Source organism: Solidesulfovibrio alcoholivorans DSM 5433 (genome assembly GCF_000702665.1).
Classification (GTDB): domain Bacteria; phylum Desulfobacterota; class Desulfovibrionia; order Desulfovibrionales; family Desulfovibrionaceae; genus Solidesulfovibrio; species Solidesulfovibrio alcoholivorans.
In genome coordinates this window covers 1-20,714 of record NZ_JNJA01000029.1, presented here as the reverse complement: position 1 = coordinate 20,714, position 20,714 = coordinate 1, and the positions used below count along the sequence as shown (strand labels likewise).

Here is a 20,714-nt window from a genome sequence, read left to right as displayed (position 1 = left end):
TTTGGGCAGACCTTTATCTTCCTCCAGCCGACGTTCCAGGGACGCAATAAATGCTCCAAGCATAGGGCGTGGCTGCACACGACGTTCGTAATGCAGTTCTGTCAGGTCGCCCCGCAGGATTTTCCGTACCGTGTTTTTGGAAAGGCGCAGTTCTCTGGCAATCTGCTTGATCGGCTTTTCTTGCCGCATCGCGGCCAGCCGGACCTTCCTGATCGTTTCCACTATCAGCATCTCCTCTCGCTGCCCCTCCCGTCTCCGATGATCGAAGACATCTAAGGGGGCTGCCGAGGGGGTCAATTTTGGACGCTGATTTCATCCAAAGAGGGGTCAATATTCCATGCTGATCAACAGTCCGCACAGGTCAGGACGGCCTACTTCGGCTGGAGAACATCATTCGGCGAGGCGAATCATGACGACCAAATTTTTCATCCCAAGAGCTGATAGGCGACTAGGGGAGCGTTACGAAATCGTCGAGTGCCTGGGCGATGGCTCTTATGGATGGGTCTGGCGGCCCAGCGACTTTCAGACGGCGCGATTGTCGCGGTTAAGATTCCCAAAGCCCAGAGCAAGCGAAACGAAGAGTTGGCTGAAGGTTCGCCGCTCGTCGGTCAGCCCTCGCACCCGTGCGTCGTCGATATCTACTGGATGGGGCGCGTTCCACCGGAACGCGAGTGGTACGCGATCGAAATGGAGTACTTCCCCTCAATCACGCTGGCGCAGCTCCTGGACAAGGGCGAAGAGGGATTTGTGGGCCAGTTACGATAAACTGCTTGGTGTCTTCGAGCAGGTCCTTGAAGGGTGGATGGCGTCAGCGACATCCTTGGGCGGATCGGCGGCACGAAACTCACCAGTTTGGCGATCCCATTTTTCGAATCTGCCATAGCGCCCCAGCACATCCCATCCTGGCCAGGTGGCGCTCCTGGCACACCAACGCCCGCCTCGAAGGCCTAAACGGCCTCCTCCAGGCGGCCAGGGCCAGAGCCAGGGGCTACCGGAACGTGGCCAACTTCATCACCATGATCTACCCGGTTGCCGCTCCGAGCGGAGACCTCATCCCAAAGTAAATTCCATTTCAAACGTCGAAGAACCTCTATTTTCCCGGAAGGTTTGATCGATGTGATTCTCAGTTCTGTGAGCTGGGGCAAAATCCACCTCGGAAAGCGCGTCAGGCTGAATTTTGCCCCATTTTTGCCCCCAACGTGTTTGGGCTGTCAAGGAACTGGACGGAACTAGATGATACGCAGAACCCTTAAAAAGCCAAGTCCCACAAGGCTGTTGGAACCTTGTGGGACTTGATGGAAAAGTGTTTTGGTGGAGGCGGGGGGAATCGAACCCCCGTCCGAGAATGCGCCACTCCTAGCGTCTACAGGCTTAGACCGAAAAACAATCTCACCTCGGGCAGGCCTTCCGGCCGGGCCGCCTCCGGCCAGTCCGACTAGTGTCTCGTGCGCGCCCCGCCGGACGAGGGGTTGCACCAGCCTGATAAGGGTGGCGTCCCGGTTTGGCGTATCAGGCGTCAGCCAAGGGGACGCTGGCCGTCATTAAGCAGCCAGGGCGTAATCGTAATCGTTGGCAGTTAACCAGTTGCCGCGTGTTTTACGAGGCCTCGCGGCACCTCGGCCTGCAACCAGGGCTTTGCTATCCCCGTCGAAACCAGGGCGCCCCCGTCGAAACTTCAAGATAACGCATTTCTCGCTAAAGGCAAGGGTGCGCCGCCCGCTAATTCAGGCGCAGATGCTGCGTGTAGCCCCGTTCCTTCATGCAGGCGTCGGTGTCCTTGTCCGCCTGGGCAAGCGGGCTGTCCGGGAAAGGCGGCGTGTTGACCGTAAGCGACGCCTTGGTGAAGCAGTCGGTATAATCCTCTTCCAGCACCGCCAAGTCCTTCCCCGGACTCGCATAGGGCGGCTTGGTGCAGCCGGCGGCCAGGGACACAAGCAGCGCAAGCAACAACACTGTACGGCGCATGGTCGGTTCTCCTTGCAGTCGAGGGCCGGCCGGAAGGCGTTTCGGCCCGTGGTCTCTCTGGCGGCGTCACGCGCCGCGACTTCGGCGTTCCTTATGCATACCTTTTGCCCCGCCCAACGAAAAGCGTTTTTTCGCCCCGCCTTGTCCGGCCCCGCGTTGGCTTTGCCGGGTCAATAGGCACGCAAAGAGCCTGGACGACGGGCTGTTGGAGTGTGCGTCTTGATTGTTCTATTTGTCACAATACAAGAGGACGGATGCAAGGAGTGAGAAGAGGCTGTTGTGATTCAATTCCCAAACAGAAGCATGCTAAAGCGTGATTTTATTCTTGCAATGGGCATTTGAATGCAATAAAATTGTTCAATTCGTCACGACATTTTCACAAAACCCTTGGAGTCGCAAGGAATTGCAACACTTCAGGGGCCTTCTCTTCGCTGCGGGGTGTCCCATGAGCCGATTCAGTATCAGATGGTTGTTGATGACTCTCGGTGTTGCCAGCGTACTCGGGGCCGCCCTGACACTTGTGCTGTTGTATGTGCAGCAAACGCGGATGGTCGGGCACCTCGACACCATTGCCACAGTGGACGGCCCGCTTTTGTTTCATCTGCAGGACATCTATGCGCAAGGGCTACAGACGGAACAGGCCGCGCGCAACGTCCTGCTCAATCCTTCCGACCAGAAGGCGCGAGACAACTACGCCAAGGCCGACAGGGAATTCCGCGACGCCCTCGACGCGGCAAAAAAACTGGCCCAGGGCGACATCGCCCGCTTGCTTCAGGAGATCGAGCCCAAATGGAACGCCAGCCATGAGCTTAAGTTGCGGATCATGCAGCTGGCCGCCGCCGGCGACATGCAAAAAGCCGTCGCCATGCTCAACGGCGAAGAGACGCCACTGTGGCGCGAGATAAAGAAAACCTCCCTGGCCTGCGTCGCCAAACAGCAGGAGATCTCCAAGACCAACCTGGCCGCCATCGAGGCCGGCGAAGCCACGGTCTTCCGTATCTTCCTCATCATGGCCGTCATTTCCGTCGTGCTGCTCGTCGCGCTGATCGGTATGCTCATCCGCGGCGTGACCCGGGGCGCGGCAGCCATCGTCACCTACGCCGACACCATTGGCCAGGGAGACTTCTCCACCAAGCCCGCCTCGGGACTGCCCAGGGAATTTTCCCGGATCGCCCATTCGCTGGCGTCCATGGTTCATTACCTTGAAGACTCCCTGGGCTATTACCAGGGCATTGTCCGGGGCATGGCCACGCCCTTCGTCGTGGTCGACGAAAAGGAAGTGCTGCGCCTGACCAATGAAAAACTCATGGCCCTGCTCGAGCAGACGGGTCGGCCCGAGGACCATTACGGGCAGAATGTGGCCCAGTTTTTTTACGGCGACGGCGGCCGCGGGACCGTTCTCGGCGTGGCCATGGCCGAGGGCCGGGCCATCAGCAAGGAAGTGGAGCTCATTTCCCGCAAGGGCAGCAGCAGAAACGTCCTCATCGACGCCACACCGCTCTACAACGCCATCAACGGCAAGCTCATGGGCGCGCTGTGCGTCTATTCCGACTTCAGCGAACTGCGCCGCCGCGAAGCGCTGATGCTCGAACAGACCGAACGCATGCGCGAGACCGCGCGCGAAGCCAACGCCATCGCTGACAGTCTGGCCGGGGAAATCGAGGACCTCAACCACCGCGTGGCTTCCGTCGAGGAAGGGGCCACGCAGCAGAAGGACCGCATCGGCGAGACGGCCGCCGCCATGGACGCCATGAGCGAAGCCGTGACCGACGTGGCCCGCAACGCCGCCGATGCCGACACCCTGGCCAAGACCGCCCGCGACAAGGCCGAAACCGGCGCGAACATGGTCACGGCCGTGGTCGAGGCCATCCGGGACGTCAACCGCTTGGCCGGCGAACTGCGGCGCGACATGGGCGAACTGGGCGGCCAGGCCGAAGGCATCGGCAAGATCATGGGCGTGATCGCCGATATCGCCGACCAGACCAACCTGCTTGCGCTTAATGCCGCCATCGAGGCCGCCCGCGCCGGTGAGGCCGGGCGTGGCTTCGCAGTGGTCGCCGACGAGGTCAGAAAGCTCGCGGAAAAGACCATGACCGCAACCAAGGACGTGGCCGGCTTCATCACGGCCATGCAGCAAAGCGCGCGCAAGAACATCGACAAGACCGACGAGACGACCAGAGCCATCGAACTTGGTACGCAAAAGGCGAACAATTCCGGTGAGATGTTGCACGAGATCGTGGGCATCGTCGCCCGGACCTCCGATCAGATCCGGTCCATGGCCACGGCGGCCGAGGAACAGGCCGCAACCACCGAACAGATGCGCCGTTCCATGGAGGAGATCAACCGCATCGCCACGGACACCCTGCAGGCCATGGCCGCTTCGGCCAGGGCCGTGGGCGCGCTCGGAGGGCAGGCCAGGGGCCTGGAGAGCGTGGTCGCGGGGCTCAAGTCTGAGGGCGTTTCCGGACAACAGGCCATTACCGCCTGACGCCTGTCGCCTTGCCGCAATGAAAAGACAGGGCCGCGACACATGCGTCGCGGCCCTTTGCGTTTGTGCGTCGTGAACTTTTCGGAAAGGTGTGGTCAGGCGAGCAGCCCGACGAACCGGCCCGTGACCTGACGCAGGCGCAGGCTCAGGACCCGGCCGATGGAAAACAGGATGCGTATGGCGAGCTGCGGCGCGGCTTCGGCCAGGGCGTCGAAATCCTCGCGCGTCATGACCAGGAGCCGCACGTCGGTCTTGGCCACCACCGTGGCCGAACGCGGTTCGTTGTCGAAAAAGGCGATCTCGCCGATGACCGCGTCGCGGGACAGTTCGATGATGTGGCGTTCCGGCGCGTCCGTGTTCTCCTTCTGGATGCTTGCGACGCCTGCGGCGATAAAGGCCAGGGACGTCGCGCGCCGGCCTTCCTGGATGACGACCGTGCCTGCCGGAAAGGCGTATTCGCGCAGGTACCCGGCCAGGAAAAGGCGTTCCTCGGGGGAAAAGGCCGCGCCGAGCGCCAGGCCTTCGAGAAGCGCCGCCACGGCGGCGCGTTGCGCTTCGGTCGGCTCGTTTTCCATGACGTCTCCTTTGGGCGGGCGGTGGGCGAAGGCCGCGAGCCTTCCCGCAAACTTTACCCAAGGACGGGGCGCTTGGAAAGTCGCCGCGGCCGGGAAAGCGCGGCGCGTTGACCCGCATGGCCCCTTGGCGTATGCCGCCGGCCAAAAAGCGAGGGATTGCATGTTCGTGGTGCTGCTGACGTACGTGAAGGGACTCGACGTGGTGGACGCGCTGCTTGCGGCGCATGTGCGCTTTCTGGAAGAACACTACGCCGCAGGCACGTTCCTGCTCTCCGGCCGCCGGGAGCCGCGCACGGGCGGCGTCATCCTGGCACGTGCGCCAAGCCGCGAAGCGCTTCTCGACGTCCTGGCCGGCGACCCCTTCGCCAGCTGCGGCGCGGCCCGCTACGACGTGGTGGAATTCGTGCCGAGCATGGCCGCGCCCCAGCTGGCGGGACTGCTGTAGCGGCGCGCGCGGTCGCGACTGCCGGCTGCCCGGCGGGCTTCGCCGTGCAACCGGCAGTCCGGGCCGGAGCGGGCGTCAGTCCAGCGGGGTCTTGGCGGAAGGGTCGAGCCGTTTGACCTGCAGGAAATCCTCGCGTGCTTTTTCCGGCTCGCCCATGGCTTCGTAGACCTTGCCCCGGTTGAGGAAGATGTCCGGGTCTTCGGCGTCCACGGCGAGGGCCAGGGTGAAATTGGCCATCGCGCTTTGCAGGTTGCCCTTCTTGAACCAGGCCGCGCCGCGGTTGTTGAGGGCCTTGGCGTTGGTCACGTCGATGTCCAGGGCCCGCGAATAATCGTCGATGGCCTGATCGTACTGGCGCATGGCGTAATGGGCGTTGCCCAGGTTGTAGGCCGCGGCGGCGTCGCGGGGCTGTTTTGCCAGGGCGGCGCTGAAATCCTCCACGGCGGCCGGATAGTCGCCTTGGGCGGCGCGGGCCTGGCCCCGGGCGGCGTAGAAGAGCGGGGCTTTTTCCTCGGGCAGCTCGTTGGAATCGATGGCGTCGGTGAGCAGCGTCACGGCCTTGGCCTCGTCGCCGGCGGCAAGGGCGTCGAGCCCGGCCTTGGCCTGGTCGATGCCGCCCGCCGGGGCGGCGTGCGCCACGGCCAGCGCGGTGACGGCGCAAGCGGCGGCAAGCAGACGGGAGAGGCGGAAACGGCGCATCAGTCGTCCTTTTCCTCGCGCGCGGGCTCGAAGGCCGGCACCTGCAATTCCTTGTCGATCTTGTCGGCATCCGCGGCGGAATAGCGCACCATGTTGCGCAGGTGGAAGAAGGCGGTTTCGTCCATGCTTTCGAAATCGATGGCGGTGCCGTCGCTTTCCGAGCGCACGACCGAGCCCTTGAGCCGGACCTTGACGTCCTTGCTCAGCGTAAAGACCACGGTGCAGTCCCGGCCTGCGGCAAGGCGCGGCTCGTGGGCGAAAAGCGCTCCCTTCATGCTGATGTTTTCCGTGTTGACCGGAATCTTCTCGCCGTCCACGTAGACGTAGGCGTCGAAATGGGCGCAGACGCGGCTGCGCCGGCGTTTCTCCTCTCCCATGGGTTCCTCGCTCGCCGGGCGAAACGGCGTGCCGGCGGTTTTTCGCGCGAAGGCGTCTCGCGCAACCCTTTCCGTATAACGGGTTCGTCCGGGTTAATAAAGCCCCTGCGACGCGGGGGCAATGCCGCCCTTGTCGCGTCCCGCCGTCAGGCGTCGGTTGTTGCGGCGAGCCCCAGGGCCAGCACGGCCAGTGCGGCTGTTTCCCAGCGCAGGATGCGGCTGCCGAGGGTGACCGGCGCATAGCCGGCGTCGATGAAAAGCGTCGCTTCCGCGTCGGTGAGTCCCCCCTCGGGACCAAGCACGAACAGGGCCTCGCCCGGCGCGGCGACGTCGTCCACGCCGAGCCGCCTGCGGCAGGAAGCGTCTTCCCAGAGGAGGTAGCGCCGGGTGAAGCGGTCACGGCAGGCCGCGACGAGCCCGGCCGCGCCGCCCGGGGCGACCCCGAGGCCCGGCAGGCGTGCCGCGCCGCACTGCTTGGCGGCCGCGACGAGCCCGGCCGTCCAGGCGTCCTTGGGCGCATCCGGCATGCGCCCCTGCGAACGCGCGGCCTGCCAGAAGAGGATGCCCGAGGCTCCGAGCTCCACGGCTTTTTCCAGGAAGAAATCGCGCCGCGCCGAGCGGGAAAACCCGGCGGCGAGGTGCACGGCGCTTGGCGGCGGCGGGACGGCGGCCAGGGAGACGGGCGAAAGGGCCACGCGGTCCTTGCCCACGGCGTCAATGACGAAAACGCCCTCGCGCCCCGTTCCGTCGAAAACGCGCACCTGTTCGCCCGCGGCCTTGCGTAGCACGCGCGCGCAGTGGTGCGCCTCGCCGCCGGTCAGAACGAAGGGTTCTTGAAACTCTTCCGGCGGCAGGAAAAAAGCGTCGAGATGCCCCATACCCGAACCGGATATTCAGGGGGTCCGGGGGGGGTGATCCCCCCCGGCCGCCGGAGGCATCTTCTCTCTTGCCTTCACTCTCTAGACTCCGACACTTTTACGCGCCGTGCCGGCCTTGTAGAAGGGCAGGGCGCGGCGCGTCGCCGCAAGCTCGGTGCGCGCGGCGCGGATGCGGAATTCCTTGGCCTCGGCCGCGGCGGCGTCCACGTAGGCCAGGGCCGCGGCATGCCCGAGGCTCGGGCAGAAGGAGGCGCTGGTCACCACGCCCACCTGCGCGCCGTTCCTGTCGCACACGACGTCGCTGTGGCGGGCGCTGCGCCGGCCGGGGATCTCCAGGGCGACGAGCTTTTGCCGCACGACCCCGGCCCCTTCCTTGCCGACGTAGGCCGCCGGGGAGGTGAGCAGCCAGCCGTAGCCGGCCTCGGCCGGGGTGTGCGCCTCGTCGAGGTCCTGGCCGTAGAGCGGATAGCCCATTTCCAGGCGCAGCGTGTCGCGCGCGCCGAGTCCAGCCGGGGCCACGCGCGGGTCGGCCACGAGCGCCTCCCACAGCTCCACGGCCTTGGTCGCGGGCAGAAACAGCTCGTAGCCGAGCTCGCCGGTGTAGCCTGTGCGGCTGACCATGAGCTTTCCGCCGGCAAAGTCGGTGAAGGCGAAATTGAAGTACTTGAGCCCCGAGAAATCGCCGGGCACGCGCGCGGCCAGGATGTCGAACGCAAGCGGCCCTTGCAGGTCGATCTTGGCCGTCTCGGGCGAGGCGTCGACGAAGTTGAGGCTCTGGGGCAGGCGGGAGCGGATGGTTTCGAAATCCACGGCGATGCGCGCGCCGTTGACCACGAGCATGTATTCGTCCTGCGCCAGGCAGTAGATGATGAGGTCGTCCACCACGCCGCCGTCGGAGGAAAGCAGGAAGCCGTAGCGGCATTTGCCCGGGGCCAGGGTGTCGAGGTCGTGGGTGACGGCCGTGCCGAGCGCCGCGGCCGCGCCCGGGCCGGAGAGGTAGAATTCCCCCATGTGGCAGATGTCGAAGACGGCGGCCTTGGTGCGGGTCTGCTCGTGCTCGGCCAGGATGGAGGCGTACTGGACGGGCATGTCGAAGCCGGCAAACGGGACCATCTTGGCGCCGTGGCTTCTGTTCCAGTCGGAAAGAGGGGTCTTGACGAGGTTTTCCACGGGTTGCTCCGCCTTGGTTCGGGGTGGGCGCGCCGGGCGCGCGTGAACGATGCGCCGTAGGGCCGCCATGGCCGGCGTCAGACTTGCGCCACCATGGGGACGACGATGCCCTTGTCCTTCTTGGCCTTGCGGATGGAACGGAATTCGTCGAGCAGGGCCACGAGGCGGCCGTAGGTCTTCTTGACCGACTGGCCGTAGGGCGAAAGTTCCGTATCCTTTCTGCGGATGTAATTGCGCAGCAGATAGCGGTCGTTGAGAATCATGTCGCCGAGCGACAGGACGCGTTCAACGAGGGTGTCGAAGTAGTTGACGATCTCGAACTTGAGGTCATTCAATATTTCGCTGAAAAGCGAGAGCATGCGCAGGTAGGTCAGGTTCTCGCCCTTGTAGTTGCGATCCTGGAGATCTTCGAGCATCTTCACCTTGCGCGCCTGCTGGATGTAATTGTACTTGCTCCAGACTTCCTGGTGCAGTTCGCGCAAGGTGTTGAAATCGTCGTAGTTGTCAGCGCTCAAGAGATAGTTGTCGAGAACCTTGACGACGTTGGAATAGAAGTCGTCGGAATAGCCGATGATGCGGCGCTGGTGCTTGGAGAGCCAGGCGTAGAGGAACTTGAGCTTTTTTTCGTGGGTGTCGGTGTTTTCCACGATCTCGTTGCGCTTGTAGACGATGCGGCCGTTGTATTCGCCGCGCACGATGTCGTTTAGGCGCAGGAAGAGGCTGTAGGTGTCCTTGACCAGGTTGAGCCGGTAGTAGGTCTGGCCGGTGAGCGGGTGGATGACTTCCTGGCTGGCCACGGACAGGGCGCGGTCCTGGCGGACGTTGTTGGGGTCGTATTTGTGCTGGCGGTAGACCACGCGGGTGATGACCACGCGGCGGTCGGGATCGACAAAGTAGCCTGCCTCGTCCAGGGCGCGGATGGCCTCGGTCTGCGTCTTGTCCACGGCGACCAGGGCGATTTTTTCCACGCGCGGATAGTACCGGGCCTCGGGATGGGAATAGAGCGTGGTGATGGCGCGGTCGGTCTGGCCGAGCACGCGCACGAGGAACTTTTCACCCATGCGGAAAAGCCGCCGGGCGAAAAGCGCCGAGGAGGTCCGGCGCTCGGACACGATGGGGAACCCGTACAGTTCCATGAGGAACTGGTAGACGAAGCTGCGGTGCCGCTCGTAGCGCCGGTCGTCGCCCACCACGAATTTCTTGATGTTGAGCCCGAAGCGCTTGAGTTCCGTGTCCAGGTAGGACGGGAACGAGCAGTAGACCCCGGACAGGTAGAAGTCGTTCTGGGTGTCCAGGGACATGACGTGGGCCCGGTCCATGTCGAGGATGGTGGGCAGGAGCGCGGCGTAGTTTTCCAGGCTCGTCACGTCGATTTCGGCGAATTCCTTGCGGAAGCGGTCCTGGGCGGTCTTCGGCAGGCGGGCGCAGAAGGCGCGGGTGTTCTGCCCGAAGATGGAGGTCTCCAGGGGGCACTGGTCCCGGTAGGTTTCGTCGGTGTAGTCGAGCAGGCAGTGCAGGATGTCGTACTGGAAGATTTCCTGGAAATAACGCAGGGGCCGGCCCAGGGCGACCATGGAGAAGCCGGGCAGTTCCTTGTATTCGAAGGCGTCGGCCTCGAAGGAGGGCAGCAGTTCGCGGAAGTCCACCACCGGGTAGTTGGCGTGTTCGGCATAGGGCTTGAGCAGGCACTGCCTGATGTGGACCCAGTCGAGGAAGCGCTTGAGCTCCGGCAGCGACTGGACACGCAGGATCGCGCCTTCCTTCTGGCGGTTTCCGCCGAAGAGGAAGGGCGCTTCTTCAACCTGGCTGAAGGCTTTGGTCCAGTCGAAAGCCATGGTGCTTACCGCGATGCTGAGGTTGTCCGCCGGGCGGGGTTTTGGGCCGCTGCCGGGAAAAGCATCACATACCCTAAACCGTAAACTTTATAAAGGCCCTTGGAAGCAGGCCGGGGAAAGGGCCGACAGGCTTGGCCGCGCGTGTCCCCGGACGCCCGTTGCCCGGCATCCGTTTTCCCGGCGGTCCCGTGCCCGCCCGTTTCGCCCGCCTCGCCTCCCTCGTTTGACGCGAAGGGTGCGGGCCCGTATATTGTCCGACACGCAACCGCCGGGACGCAGGGACCCGGCCAAAGGGAGGGGCAATGGCGCGCATCCGTATCGCGCGACGCACGGCGGTCGCGCCGCAATCCGCGGCAAAGGGGCGCAGGCGCGCGGCCCGTGAAGTCTCCGCGAAGTCCCCCCGCGTCCTGCCATGACCGAGCCATCGTTTTACGACCAGCTCCTGGCCATCGTCGGCAACGTCTTCGACGCCTATTCCGCCGTGCTCTTTTTGCCCGGCGCGGATGGCGACGTCTGCCGCGCCGCGGCCTCCTTCAGCCTGGGCGACGCCCTGGACCGCGAGGTGGCCATCGCCCCGGGCATGGGGCTCGTGGGCTGGATCATCCGCGAATCCAAGCCGCTTCTCATCAGCAATTTCGACCAGCGCCGGGGCGTGCTCGGCTACTACCGGGGCGGCGAGGAGGCGCGTATCCGCGCTTTCATGGGCCATCCCGTGCCCCACACCGGTGGCGCGCTGTGCCTGGACAGCCGCAAGACCTACACCTTCGGCGAAAAGGACCTCAAGATCCTTTCCCAGTTCGCGGCCATGGCCGGCACGCACCTGGCCCGCGCCCGCGAGGTGGAAACGAGCCTTTACGAACACCGCTTCTACCAGTGCCTGCGCCTGATCGCCACGCTGCACAAGAGCCGGCCCAAGTGGGAGGCCTTCCGCACGAGCCTGCTCGAACTGCTCGCCGCGACCACGGGCTACCGCTACTGCCTGCTGGCCGTGCGCGACGAATCGGGCCGCTCGTACTACCTGGAGGGGGCCAGCGAGGACCCGTTCCACGGCGGCCGCGACGCCGCCATGCGTTTCGCCGTGGGCCAGGGGCTGGTGGGCTGGGTGTTCAAGAACCAGACACCGGTCTATTCCGGGGAAAAGGACGACGCCGGGACCACGGGGCTGCCGCTTTTCGGCCTGGACATGCCGGCCGCCGAATGCAAGAGCGTGCTCTGCCTGCCCATCCGCTTTTCCAAAAAAACCAGGGGCGTGCTGACCCTGGCCGATCCCAGACCCTTGCCCGTCAGCGAGGAGCTCAAGGTTTTCGCGTCCATGGTCGCGGAAAACCTCGCCCTTTTCCTGGAGAACCTGCATCTGCGCACCCGTCTCGCCACGTCTTCGGCATAGACTTTTCAGCCCGCGCCATCTACCATACCGCCTCGTGGCGACGTGGGGCCATCGTTCCCCGGCATCCCGAACTTCAATGCGAGCGTGGGCATGTTTTTCAGCAAATTCTTTCGGTTCCTCGGGAAAGACCTGGCCATGGACCTGGGCACGGCCAATACCCTCCTCTATACCCCGACCGACGGCATCGTGCTCAACGAGCCCTCCGTGGTCGCCATCGACACCCGCAGCGGCGAACTCATCGCCGTGGGCACGGAAGCCAAGGAATTCCTCGGCCGCACGCCCGAACGCATCCGGGCCATCCGCCCCATGAAGGACGGCGTCATCGCCGACTTCGAGGTGACGCGGGCGATGATCGCCTTTTTCATCCGCAAGGTGCTGGCCGGCTTCCGCTTCGCCAAGCCGAAGATCGTCATCTGCGTGCCCACGGGCATCACGCAGGTGGAAAAACGCGCCGTGGTCGAATCGGCGCAGATGGCCGGCGCGCGCGACGTCAAGCTCGTGGAGGAGCCCATGGCCGCCGCCATCGGCGCGGGCCTGCCCATCGACAAGCCCTCGGGCAACATGGTCGTGGACATCGGCGGCGGCACCACCGAAGTGGCCGTGGTCTCGCTGTCGGCCATCGCCTACGCCGAATCCGTGCGCGTGGCCGGCGACGAACTCAACGAGACCATCCAGCGCTTCGTCCAGGACGAATTCCAGATCCTCATCGGCGAAAACATGGCCGAGGAAATCAAGATCAAGATCGGCTCGGCCATGCCCCTGCCCGAGCCCTTGTCCCTCGAAGTGGCCGGCAAGTCGCTCATCGACGGCACGCCGACCACCGTCACCATCACCGACACGCACGTGCGCGAAGCCATCCGCGAACCGGTGAACATCATCGTCGGCGCGGTCATGAAGGCCCTGGAAAAAACGCCGCCCGAACTCGTGGCCGACATCGCCAAAAACGGCCTGCTCCTGGCCGGCGGCGGCGCGCTGCTCAAAGGCCTCGACGCCCGCATCAGCCAGGACTCCAACCTGTCGGTGCTCCTCGACGACGCCCCTCTGACCACGGTCGTGCGCGGCACCGGCCGGGCCATGGAAGACCGCCTGCGCTTCCGCGACGTTTTCATCAATTAAGGATGGGAAGGGGATAGAGGGAGAGGGGGAGCAAGAGGAAGATGCCTCCGGCGGCCAGGAGGGGGTCACCCCCTCCTGGACCTCCTCGATGGGGGAGGGCGGGAACGGGTGGATGCATGGGCGTTAGCGGGAGTGCGTCGGCGAGGCCGAATTCCGGCCTCGCAGGCCCGTCGCCCCTTCGGGGCGAAGTTCTGAGCAAAATTAATGAGATGAGATGAAATCAGATCATTCTGGAATCCCTTATAAGGGAGTCCAGAGGGCGGTAGCCCTTTGGCCGCCGGAGGCATCCTCCCTGCCTGATCGTCTCACGTAGGAACTGACTATGTCTATTGACATTGCCGCCGCGCTGGCCGGGGCGCTGGCTGCCGTGCGGGAGGCCGGGGAGCGCATCCGCGCCGATTTCGCCGCTCCGCGCGACGTGCGCCGCAAGGGCCGCATCGACCTCGTCACGGCCACGGACCTCGCCGTCGAGGCCATGCTCAAGGAATCCCTGGCCAAGGTGCTGCCCGGTGCCGCGTTTCTGGCCGAGGAAACGGCCGCGGCCACGAAGCTCACCGGCCCGACCTGGATCATCGATCCCGTGGACGGCACCACCAATTTCGCCCACGGCTTCCCCTTCGTCTGCACCTCCGTGGCGCTCTACGACGGCCAGGAACCCCTGGTCGGCATCGTCAACGCCCCCATTCTCGGCCAGTGCTTCGAGGCCGGGCAGGGGCTCGGCGCACGCTTAAACGGCGCGCCCATCAAGGTTTCGACCGTTGCCGACCCCGTGGACGCCCTGGTGGCCACGGGCTTTCCTTACGCCATCCGCGAGCACCTCGACGAGATCACGACCTCGCTTCGCGCCGTGCTCGCCGCGACGCAGGGCATCCGCCGGCCGGGGTCGGCCGCCCTGGACCTGGCCTATGTCGCGGCGGGGCGTTTCGACGCCTTCTACGAATTGGCGCTCAACCCCTGGGACGTGGCCGCGGGCGTGCTGCTCGTCGCCGAGGCCGGGGGCAGGGTGACGGGCTACCGGCCGAACGCGCCATACACGCTGGGGGATTTCCGCATTCTGGCCAGCAACGGCCGGCTGCACGGGGCCATGGAGAAACTTCTGGCGGAGTGAGGCTGTCCTTCCGAAATGGGCATGGGTTGCGAGAACAAGATGTCGCAAATTTTATGGGAGTCCAGAGGGCGGTAGCCCTTTGGCCGCCGGAGGCGTCTCCCCGTCCTCCCGCCCCCCCCCCGCGACTTACCCCGCGCGCGTGAACAGGCTTTTGCGTTCGAAGAAGCGCACCACGGCGGGGGTGAGCAGGTCGCGGTAGTCCCGGACCAGGGCGGCCAGTTCCGCGGCGTCCACGAAGATGCCTCCGGAAACCTCCTCGGGATTGGGGCGCGGTGGCGTGGACAGGCGGCCGGCCGAGTAGAGCGTGACGAACTCGTAGGTCGTGTCCTCGCTGGCGTCGATGGCGTCGACGAACGTCAGCGCCGGGGCGCGCAGGCCCAGTTCCTCGAGCAGTTCCCGGGCGGCGGCGTCCTGGCGGGCTTCCCCGGCCTTGACGTGGCCCGTGGCCGAGAGGTCAAAGCGGCCGGGATAGAGGCTTTTTTTGGCGGCCCGTTTTTGCAGGTAGAGCTTGCCCCGGCCGTCGTAGACGAGCACCATGACCGCGCGGTGGTAGAGCCCCTGGCGGTGGGCTTCGGCAAGGGGCAGGATGCAAAGCGGCTTGTCGGCCGCGTCCACGATGTCCACCATTTCCGGCGGCGGACCGGCCACGCGTTTTTTCGCCATGACGACTTCTCCCGGCCTTTGGGCCGCAACCCGTATGCCACAGGCCCTGTGCCATGAAAATCCCGTCCGCGCCTGAACCCGCGCGCCTTTTGCCGGAAAGCGCTCCGGCCCTGGCCGCCCTGGAAGCGCGCTGCTTTCCCGACCCGTGGGACACGGCCGCGTTCGAGGCCGCCTTCGGGCGCAAGGCCTTTGCCGCGTTTGGCGTCGCCGACGGAGCAGGGGGGCTCGCCGCCTACGCGACATTCCATTTCCTGGGCGACGAGTTCGAGGTGCTGAACGTCGCCGTCGCCCCGGAGTTGCGCGGTCGGGGGCTGGCCGGCGCGCTTTTCGGCCAAGTCTTGCAACTGGTGGATAAAATGGGCATGACCCGGGGGTACTTGGAAGTTCGCGCGGGCAATATCCCGGCCAGGCGGCTCTACCAGCGCCACGGGTTCCGCGAAGCCGGCGTGCGCAGACATTATTACCCCGACAATGGGGAAGACGCCCTGGTCATGGTCCGCGAATCTTCGTAAGCCTCCCAAGGACGCAACACCCAAGGAGATCCCATGGCTCTTATCCGAATCGACGAAGTGGATGTCAAAGGCAAGAAGCTCCTGATCCGGGTGGATTACAACGTGCCGTTGCAAGGTGGTGTCATCACCGACGACCTGCGCATCCGGGCGAGCCTGCCGACCATCGAGTACGCCTTGTCCCAGGGCTGTTCGCTGATCCTGTGTTCGCACCTGGGCAAGGCCAAAGGCGAGCCCGATCCCAAGTTTTCCCTGGCCCCGGCTGCCAAGCGGCTTTCGGAGCTGCTCGGTCGTGAGGTCAAGATGGCCCCGGACTGCCTGGGCGAGGCGACCAAGGCCATGGCCGCGGCGCTTACGCCCGGCGAGATCCTCATGCTCGAGAACCTGCGCTTCCACCCCGGGGAGACCGCCGGTGACACGGACTTCGCCAAGGAAGTCATGTCCATGGCCGAAGTCTACGTCAACGACGCCTTTGGCACGGCCCACCGGCCCCACGCCTCCATGGTGGCCTTCGCCAAGGTGGCGAAGAAGTGTTGCGCCGGCTTCCTGCTCATGAAGGAATGGAAGTTTCTCGGCGAGGCCGTGCAGTCGCCCACGCGCCCCTTCGTGGCCGTCTCCGGCGGGGCGAAGGTTTCCTCCAAGCTCGGCGTGCTCAACAACCTCTTGTCCAAGGTCGATGCCATGGTCATCGGCGGGGCCATGGCCAACACGTTCCTGGCCGCCCAGGGCTACAAGGTGGGCAAGTCCCTGGTCGAGCCCGACCTCTATGAGGCCGCGCGCGGCATCCTCAAGGAAGCCAAGGAGCGCGGCGTGGGCTTCTACCTGCCCGTGGACTGCGTCATCTCCCTGGACGCGGGCAAACCCATCGCCGAGATGCGGCCCGCCGGCCAGGTGCCTTTCCAGGCCGTTCCCGACGACGCCGTGATCCTCGACATCGGCCCCGTGACCGCCGGGCTCTACGCCCTGGCCATCGAGCCGGCCAAGACCGTGGTCTGGAACGGTCCCATGGGAGCGTTCGAGAATCCGGCCTTCGCCCAGGGCTCGTTCACCGTGGGGCACATCGTGGCCGGGGTACGGGGGCTTAGCATCGTCGGCGGCGGCGACACCGACGTGGTGGTGCACCAGGCGGGGCTGGCCGACAAGATGGCGTTTATCTCCACGGGCGGCGGCGCGTCCCTGGAGTTTCTCGAAGGCAAGGAATTGCCGGCGTTCGCGGCGCTCAAGGAGTGTCAGTCATGAAGAAATTGATGGCCGCCAACTGGAAAATGTACAAGCTCGCCGGCGAGGCCGGGGAGACGGCGGCGGCGCTTCGCGCAAGGCTCGACGGCAAACTGCCCGCGGACCGCGAAGTGCTCGTCATCCCGCCCTTCACGGCCCTTGGCACGACGGGGCAGGCCCTGGCCGGCGCGGCGGGGTTTGCGCTCGGAGCGCAGAACTTCTATCCTTCGAAACAGGGGGCGTTCACAGGCGAGATCGCGCCGGACATGCTCCTTGACGCCGGTTGCGCCTACGCGCTTGCCGGGCATTCCGAGCGCCGGCACATTCTCGGCGAGGACGACGCCATGGTCGGGCGCAAGGTGGGCTTCGGCCTGGCCGCGGGCTTGGCCATGATCCTGTGCGTGGGTGAAAAGATCGAAGAGCGCCAGGCCGGGCAGGTGGAAGCGGTGCTTGCGCGCCAGCTTGCGGCCGGATTGGCCGAGGTGCCCGCCGACGTGTCCCCGGACAAGCTGGCCGTGGCCTACGAGCCGGTGTGGGCCATCGGCACGGGTTTGACGGCCGGGCCGGCGGAGGTGGCGGATGCGCACAAGGTCGTGCGGGAGCATCTGATCGAGCGTTTTGGGCCGCAAACGGGCGCGGCCGTGCGCATTCTCTACGGCGGCAGCGTGAAGCTAGGCAACGCCGGGGAGCTTTTGGGGATTGACAATGTGGATGGAGTGCTGGTAGGTGGCGCGAGCCTTGAGGCTGAAAGCTTCTCGGCCATTGTGACGGCCTGATGAACTCGCGGCCATGTCCGTGAAAATAACGGGAAAATTCAGTTGACAACGCTCATAATTACTGTACATGTACTCGCCTGCGTCGCAGTGATCATCCTGGTTTTGCTCCAGTCGGGCAAGGAAGGGATGGGAGTCATCTTCGGCGGCGGCAGCCAGTCTGTGTTCGGCAGCACGGGTGCCGGCGGGTTGCTGGTCAAGCTGACGGCGCTTTTCGGGGCGATCTTTCTCATCACGTCGCTCGCGTACAATGTGTACACGGGCTCGCACAAACGCTCGGCCAAGTCGGTGATGATCGACGCGAGTGGCGCGCCCATCGCGCCGCCGGCCGGTGTGGCGACTGACGCGGCCAAGGATGCGGAACCCAAGAAGGGCGTGACCTTCGAGGACATTCCGCCGGTTGCGCCCAAGGCGCCGGGAGATGCTCCCGCGAAATAGACGATATTTGCCGAAGTGGTGGAACTGGTAGACACGCCATCTTGAGGGGGTGGTGGGCCATGCCCGTGGGGGTTCGAGTCCCCCCTTCGGCACCATCTATAAAGGGGTTACAGCTAACAAGCTGTAACCCCTTATTTTTTTTGTCTTCAGGGTTGCGGCAAGGCTTCAAAAAACCCAGTAATTTGGCCGAAGTAGCAAAAAGGGTCAAACTGCTGGGTCAAACATGCCGGACGCCGGCGTGGGCCATATGGTCCCTTGACCCTGGCCATGCGCTACGGCGGTCTCTTTCTACTTAATGAGATCGATTTGGTCAGCCCGGACGTGGCCGCCGGTTGCAACGGCATCCTGGATGGCCAGCCGCTTTGCCTGGCGGAAAACAGCGGAGAACTCGTGGTGCCGCATCCCATGTTCCGGTTCGCGGCCACGGCCAATACCAACGGCTCCTTTGACGAAACCGGGCTCTACCAGGGAACGCTGCAGCAAAATCTGGCTTTCATGGACCGCTTCTGGTTGTGCGAAGTGGGGTATCCCGAGGCCACGGCCGAGCTTGCGCTTTTGGAGCGCCGGGCGGCGCAGCTGCCCGAGTCGGTGCGATCCCGCATGGTGGAATATGCCCAGGAGGTGCGCAAGCTCTTCGTCGGGCAAGCCTCGGGCGAAATCGCCAAGACGATCGAAGTGACCTTTTCGACCCGCACGCTGCTGCGCTGGACCGCCCTGACCCTGCGTTTTCAGCCCCTTGCCCGCCAGGGCATCCAACCGGTGACCTATGCCCTGGACCGAGCCCTAGCCTACCGGGCCACACGGGAGACTCAGGCCCTACTCCACGAACTGGCCCAGCGGATGTTACCGTTGACGGCATAACCTTGACCCTTTGGAGGGGAATATGGATACGCCCATTCTTTCTGATATCCGCGTGTTGGACAACATCCTGGCCGTCAACCTCAATGTCACCTTGTGGTCGGCCCGCAGGAAGCTGAATCTCGAAGACTTCGGTTCTGTGGACTTGCCGCCGGAAGATCTGGCCTCCCTTGGCAGCAAGCGCATCGCGCCGCCGGAGAGTCTGCGCATCTTCGGCACGCTCAAGGCGCGGGCCTTTGCGCTTCTGGACCGGCACGGCATCCGTTTTCTCGGCGGCTGGGCCGTCCCTGAGGACAAGGCGACGGAAATCGTCCAGGAACTGACCGTGATCCGCAACGAGTTTTTCGCCTGCAAGGAAGTGTTTTTGGCCGAATACGACGGCCTGGTTCGGGATTGGATCGCCAAGCATGCCGATTGGGCCAACATCTTGGCCAACGCGACCGTCGGCAGCGACTATGTGCGCGCCCGACTGGGCTTTGCCTGGCAGTTCTACAAGGTTGCGCCGCTGCTGGGGAATCCCGATGCCGCGACGATGGCCGCCTCTGGCTTGTACGAGGAGGTGGAGCAGCTTGGCGCAGCGCTTTTCACCGAGATCGCCAAGTCTGCCGATGAGACCTGGCGCAAGGTGTACGCTGGCCGCACGGAGGTCACCCACAAGGCGCTTTCACCGCTGCGCACCATGTACCAAAAGCTCATGGGCCTGACCTTTGTCGAGCCCCATGTCGCTCCGGTCGCGGAAATCCTCGAGATGGCGCTGTCGCGTCTGCCGCGCACCCGACTCAAACGGCTCCTGGTCGAGCCCCTCGAGATCGAGGTCATGAAGGAAGTCGCCGCAAGAAAATGGTAGGCGCACCCGCCAGACGCCAGGCAGGTCACTCCGACAGAGGATGCCGGCCTTATTGTACTGACCGAGTTCGAGGAGACCTGGGGCCAGAAGTACTGGAGTCGGTTGGAGAGGTTGGCGGCGCGGTTAACACCATCTGGATGGCCGTATCTTGAAGGTCGGGCAGGAAAGGCCTTTTTCCGAAAAACCCGTTGGGCCTGAGCTGGTCCGGATTGGTTGGACAGTTTTGCGGCGCGGTTAAGCTATAGTCCGGTTGGTGCTCATGCCGCCTTGGAGGCCGAGTGACCATCCCGGTATACGTCCATGGGGCGACGACCGTCAAAAGCCGAATGCGGTCGCTGCTCGTTGTAGATCCGACCGTTTGATCGCAAGACTGCGCAGCAGATACGGATAGATCTTGTGCCCTGGATGCGGCTGACTGGTCTTGGGCTTCTGGTAGATCGCCATCAGCCCCATCCTGCGCATTAACCGCCGCACACGTCCTCGTCCGACCACGATGCCCTGATGCCGCAAATGCAGCCGCATCTGGCGCGATCCATAAAACGGCGTCTCCAGAAACTGCTCATCGATACGCCGCATCAAGTCCAGGTTCGTGGCCGACTCGCCCTTCGGGCGATGATACCAAGTTGATCTGGCCAGCCCGAGGATGCGGCACTGTCGGGAAATACTGAGCCGGGGATGACCGCAGTCGACTATCCCACGCCTTCGCCCGCGACTCATCGTTTGGCGAAGGCTCGCTCTAAAAAATCCTTTTCCACGGTCAATTGGCCGATCTTGGCGTGGAGTTCCCGGATTTCGGCGGCGGCATCCTTCTGCACCGTCGCCGCCTTCCCGGAAAAGGCCGCAACCATGCCTTCCTTGGCCTGACGCTTCCAGCCGGCGATCTGTGTCGGATGTACGTCGTACTTGCTGGCCAACTCGGCCAAGGTCAACTCGCCTGACAGGGCCTCGAGCGCCACTTTGGCCTTAAACTCCGCTGAAAACTTTCGTCGCTGGGACATCGAAAACCGTCCTCCTCGTTTGAGGGCTATAGCTTAACTGACTGTCCAATTTTCCGCGACCAGCTCAGCCTTTTCGTACGGCCCGGCCGGCTATGGCGATGGCGAGATGCGTCTTGCCGGTGCCCGTGCCGCCGACAAAGACGATGTTCTTGCGTTCGGCCAGAAAACTTCCTTCGTACAGGGACCGGATGTGCGCCTCATCGACTGGAGAAGTGGCAAAATCAAAGGTATCCAGGTCCTTGGAAACAGGAAATCGAGCCTGGCCAAGCTGATAGCGGATCGCGCGTAACTGCCGCTGGGCCGCTTCGGCCTGGAGCAGCTCCAAAAGCGCCTGATCCACAGTGATCGGCCCTGTCCTTCCCATGAT

At 64.2% G+C, this 20,714-nt stretch carries 22 protein-coding genes, 1 tRNA gene, 1 other RNA gene and 3 pseudogenes; 14 read left to right on the top strand and 13 right to left on the bottom strand.

The genetic code is table 11. The annotated features are described in order from the left end of the window. A pseudogene (locus tag Q368_RS26115) lies at nucleotides 1-231 on the bottom strand (IS21 family transposase); the annotation flags it as partial. A 267-nt stretch (nucleotides 232-498) separates the two neighbouring features. Here Q368_RS26115 and Q368_RS0121950 point away from each other — a divergent pair. Together Q368_RS0121950 and Q368_RS25175 are read left to right on the top strand one after the other, a co-directional pair. Next, nucleotides 499-765: a hypothetical protein gene (locus Q368_RS0121950; protein ID WP_029461173.1), complete on the top strand. Its 267-nt coding sequence runs from the start codon at nucleotides 499-501 to the stop codon at nucleotides 763-765. Nucleotides 766-899: 134 nt separating this feature from the next. After that, nucleotides 900-1,064, top strand: a pseudogene (locus Q368_RS25175) (transposase); the annotation flags it as partial. A gap of 245 nt (nucleotides 1,065-1,309) precedes the next feature. On the opposite strand, the gene ssrA reads toward Q368_RS25175, so the two are convergent. Next, nucleotides 1,310-1,666: a transfer-messenger RNA gene (gene ssrA / locus Q368_RS25170) on the bottom strand. Nucleotides 1,667-1,719: 53 nt separating this feature from the next. Continuing rightward, entirely contained in the window at nucleotides 1,720-1,965 is a 246-nt protein-coding gene (locus Q368_RS0121945) for a hypothetical protein (protein WP_029461172.1), read from the bottom strand. Between the two features lie 475 nt (nucleotides 1,966-2,440). On the opposite strand from Q368_RS0121945, the gene Q368_RS0121940 reads away from it, so the two are divergent. Beyond that, nucleotides 2,441-4,453 carry a methyl-accepting chemotaxis protein gene (locus tag Q368_RS0121940; protein ID WP_245611441.1) on the top strand — a complete coding sequence of 671 codons (2,013 nt, stop codon included), beginning with the start codon at nucleotides 2,441-2,443 and terminating at the stop codon, nucleotides 4,451-4,453. Between the two features lie 95 nt (nucleotides 4,454-4,548). Here Q368_RS0121940 and Q368_RS0121935 read toward each other — a convergent pair whose 3' ends face one another. Next, on the bottom strand, nucleotides 4,549-5,028 hold the full coding sequence (locus tag Q368_RS0121935; protein WP_029461170.1) for a cyclic nucleotide-binding domain-containing protein: 480 nt from the start codon (nucleotides 5,026-5,028) through the stop codon (nucleotides 4,549-4,551). 160 nt (nucleotides 5,029-5,188) lie between these two features. Here Q368_RS0121935 and Q368_RS0121930 point away from each other — a divergent pair, with 160 nt between their 5' ends. Next, complete coding sequence (locus Q368_RS0121930) at nucleotides 5,189-5,473, top strand: YciI family protein (protein ID WP_029461169.1); 285 nt, start codon at nucleotides 5,189-5,191, stop codon at nucleotides 5,471-5,473. Between the two features lie 75 nt (nucleotides 5,474-5,548). Here the strand turns inward: Q368_RS0121930 and Q368_RS0121925 are convergent, their stop codons facing one another. The 5 genes from Q368_RS0121925 to Q368_RS0121905 form a co-directional block, all read right to left on the bottom strand. Beyond that, nucleotides 5,549-6,172: a tetratricopeptide repeat protein gene (locus tag Q368_RS0121925; protein ID WP_029461168.1), complete on the bottom strand. Its 624-nt coding sequence runs from the start codon at nucleotides 6,170-6,172 to the stop codon at nucleotides 5,549-5,551. Continuing rightward, nucleotides 6,172-6,549 (bottom strand): PilZ domain-containing protein, encoded by a 378-nt coding sequence (locus Q368_RS0121920; protein ID WP_029461167.1) that lies wholly within the window; start codon nucleotides 6,547-6,549, stop codon nucleotides 6,172-6,174. The genes Q368_RS0121925 and Q368_RS0121920 overlap by 1 nt, the downstream gene beginning before the upstream one ends. A gap of 146 nt (nucleotides 6,550-6,695) precedes the next feature. After that, entirely contained in the window at nucleotides 6,696-7,427 is a 732-nt protein-coding gene (locus tag Q368_RS0121915; RefSeq protein WP_029461166.1) for a 16S rRNA (uracil(1498)-N(3))-methyltransferase, read from the bottom strand. Nucleotides 7,428-7,508: 81 nt separating this feature from the next. After that, nucleotides 7,509-8,597, bottom strand: coding sequence for a glycine cleavage system aminomethyltransferase GcvT (gene gcvT, locus Q368_RS0121910; RefSeq protein WP_029461165.1), 1,089 nt, complete (start codon nucleotides 8,595-8,597; stop codon nucleotides 7,509-7,511). Between the two features lie 77 nt (nucleotides 8,598-8,674). Beyond that, nucleotides 8,675-10,432 (bottom strand): hypothetical protein, encoded by a 1,758-nt coding sequence (locus Q368_RS0121905; protein ID WP_029461164.1) that lies wholly within the window; start codon nucleotides 10,430-10,432, stop codon nucleotides 8,675-8,677. A 412-nt stretch (nucleotides 10,433-10,844) separates the two neighbouring features. Between Q368_RS0121905 and Q368_RS0121900 the strand changes: the two genes are divergently transcribed. The 3 genes from Q368_RS0121900 to Q368_RS0121890 all read left to right on the top strand — a co-directional run bounded on the left by Q368_RS0121900 (nucleotide 10,845) and on the right by Q368_RS0121890 (nucleotide 14,043). Then, a complete protein-coding gene (locus tag Q368_RS0121900; RefSeq protein ID WP_029461163.1) occupies nucleotides 10,845-11,819 on the top strand; it encodes a GAF domain-containing protein in 975 nt (324 codons plus the stop codon). A gap of 90 nt (nucleotides 11,820-11,909) precedes the next feature. Next, nucleotides 11,910-12,935, top strand: coding sequence for a rod shape-determining protein (gene mreB / locus Q368_RS0121895; RefSeq protein ID WP_029461162.1), 1,026 nt, complete (start codon nucleotides 11,910-11,912; stop codon nucleotides 12,933-12,935). 322 nt (nucleotides 12,936-13,257) lie between these two features. Continuing rightward, the gene (locus tag Q368_RS0121890) at nucleotides 13,258-14,043 is read left to right on the top strand and encodes an inositol monophosphatase family protein (RefSeq protein WP_029461161.1); all 786 of its coding nucleotides are present in this window, start codon (nucleotides 13,258-13,260) and stop codon (nucleotides 14,041-14,043) included. A 126-nt stretch (nucleotides 14,044-14,169) separates the two neighbouring features. On the opposite strand, the gene Q368_RS0121885 is transcribed toward Q368_RS0121890, so the two are convergent. After that, nucleotides 14,170-14,706 carry an NUDIX hydrolase gene (locus tag Q368_RS0121885; protein ID WP_029461160.1) on the bottom strand — a complete coding sequence of 179 codons (537 nt, stop codon included), beginning with the start codon at nucleotides 14,704-14,706 and terminating at the stop codon, nucleotides 14,170-14,172. A 53-nt stretch (nucleotides 14,707-14,759) separates the two neighbouring features. Between Q368_RS0121885 and rimI the strand changes: the two genes are divergently transcribed. From rimI to Q368_RS0121850, 7 genes and pseudogenes are all read left to right on the top strand, one after another. Further along, complete coding sequence (rimI, locus tag Q368_RS0121880) at nucleotides 14,760-15,218, top strand: ribosomal protein S18-alanine N-acetyltransferase (protein ID WP_029461159.1); 459 nt, start codon at nucleotides 14,760-14,762, stop codon at nucleotides 15,216-15,218. Nucleotides 15,219-15,251: 33 nt separating this feature from the next. Next, on the top strand, nucleotides 15,252-16,454 hold the full coding sequence (locus tag Q368_RS0121875; RefSeq protein WP_029461158.1) for a phosphoglycerate kinase: 1,203 nt from the start codon (nucleotides 15,252-15,254) through the stop codon (nucleotides 16,452-16,454). Then, a complete protein-coding gene (gene tpiA / locus Q368_RS0121870) occupies nucleotides 16,451-17,209 on the top strand; it encodes a triose-phosphate isomerase (RefSeq protein ID WP_029461157.1) in 759 nt (252 codons plus the stop codon). The genes Q368_RS0121875 and tpiA overlap by 4 nt, the downstream gene beginning before the upstream one ends. 42 nt (nucleotides 17,210-17,251) lie before the next feature. Further along, complete coding sequence (secG, locus tag Q368_RS0121865; RefSeq protein ID WP_029461156.1) at nucleotides 17,252-17,644, top strand: preprotein translocase subunit SecG; 393 nt, start codon at nucleotides 17,252-17,254, stop codon at nucleotides 17,642-17,644. A 9-nt stretch (nucleotides 17,645-17,653) separates the two neighbouring features. Then, nucleotides 17,654-17,739 (top strand) — tRNA-Leu (locus Q368_RS0121860). A 127-nt stretch (nucleotides 17,740-17,866) separates the two neighbouring features. Beyond that, nucleotides 17,867-18,505 (top strand): annotated as a pseudogene (locus Q368_RS0121855) (CbbQ/NirQ/NorQ domain-containing protein); the annotation flags it as partial. 22 nt (nucleotides 18,506-18,527) lie between these two features. Next, nucleotides 18,528-19,349 (top strand): DUF3150 domain-containing protein, encoded by an 822-nt coding sequence (locus tag Q368_RS0121850; protein WP_052360339.1) that lies wholly within the window; start codon nucleotides 18,528-18,530, stop codon nucleotides 19,347-19,349. Between the two features lie 315 nt (nucleotides 19,350-19,664). On the opposite strand, the gene Q368_RS26520 is transcribed toward Q368_RS0121850, so the two are convergent. The 3 genes from Q368_RS26520 to Q368_RS0121835 form a co-directional block, all read right to left on the bottom strand. Then, a complete protein-coding gene (locus Q368_RS26520) occupies nucleotides 19,665-19,925 on the bottom strand; it encodes an IS3 family transposase (protein WP_162179673.1) in 261 nt (86 codons plus the stop codon). A 137-nt stretch (nucleotides 19,926-20,062) separates the two neighbouring features. Beyond that, the gene (locus Q368_RS0121840) at nucleotides 20,063-20,347 is read right to left on the bottom strand and encodes a transposase (RefSeq protein ID WP_029461152.1); all 285 of its coding nucleotides are present in this window, start codon (nucleotides 20,345-20,347) and stop codon (nucleotides 20,063-20,065) included. 64 nt (nucleotides 20,348-20,411) lie between these two features. Next, nucleotides 20,412-20,714: ATP-binding protein (locus Q368_RS0121835; protein WP_029461151.1), on the bottom strand; the 303-nt coding region annotated here is incomplete at its 5' end.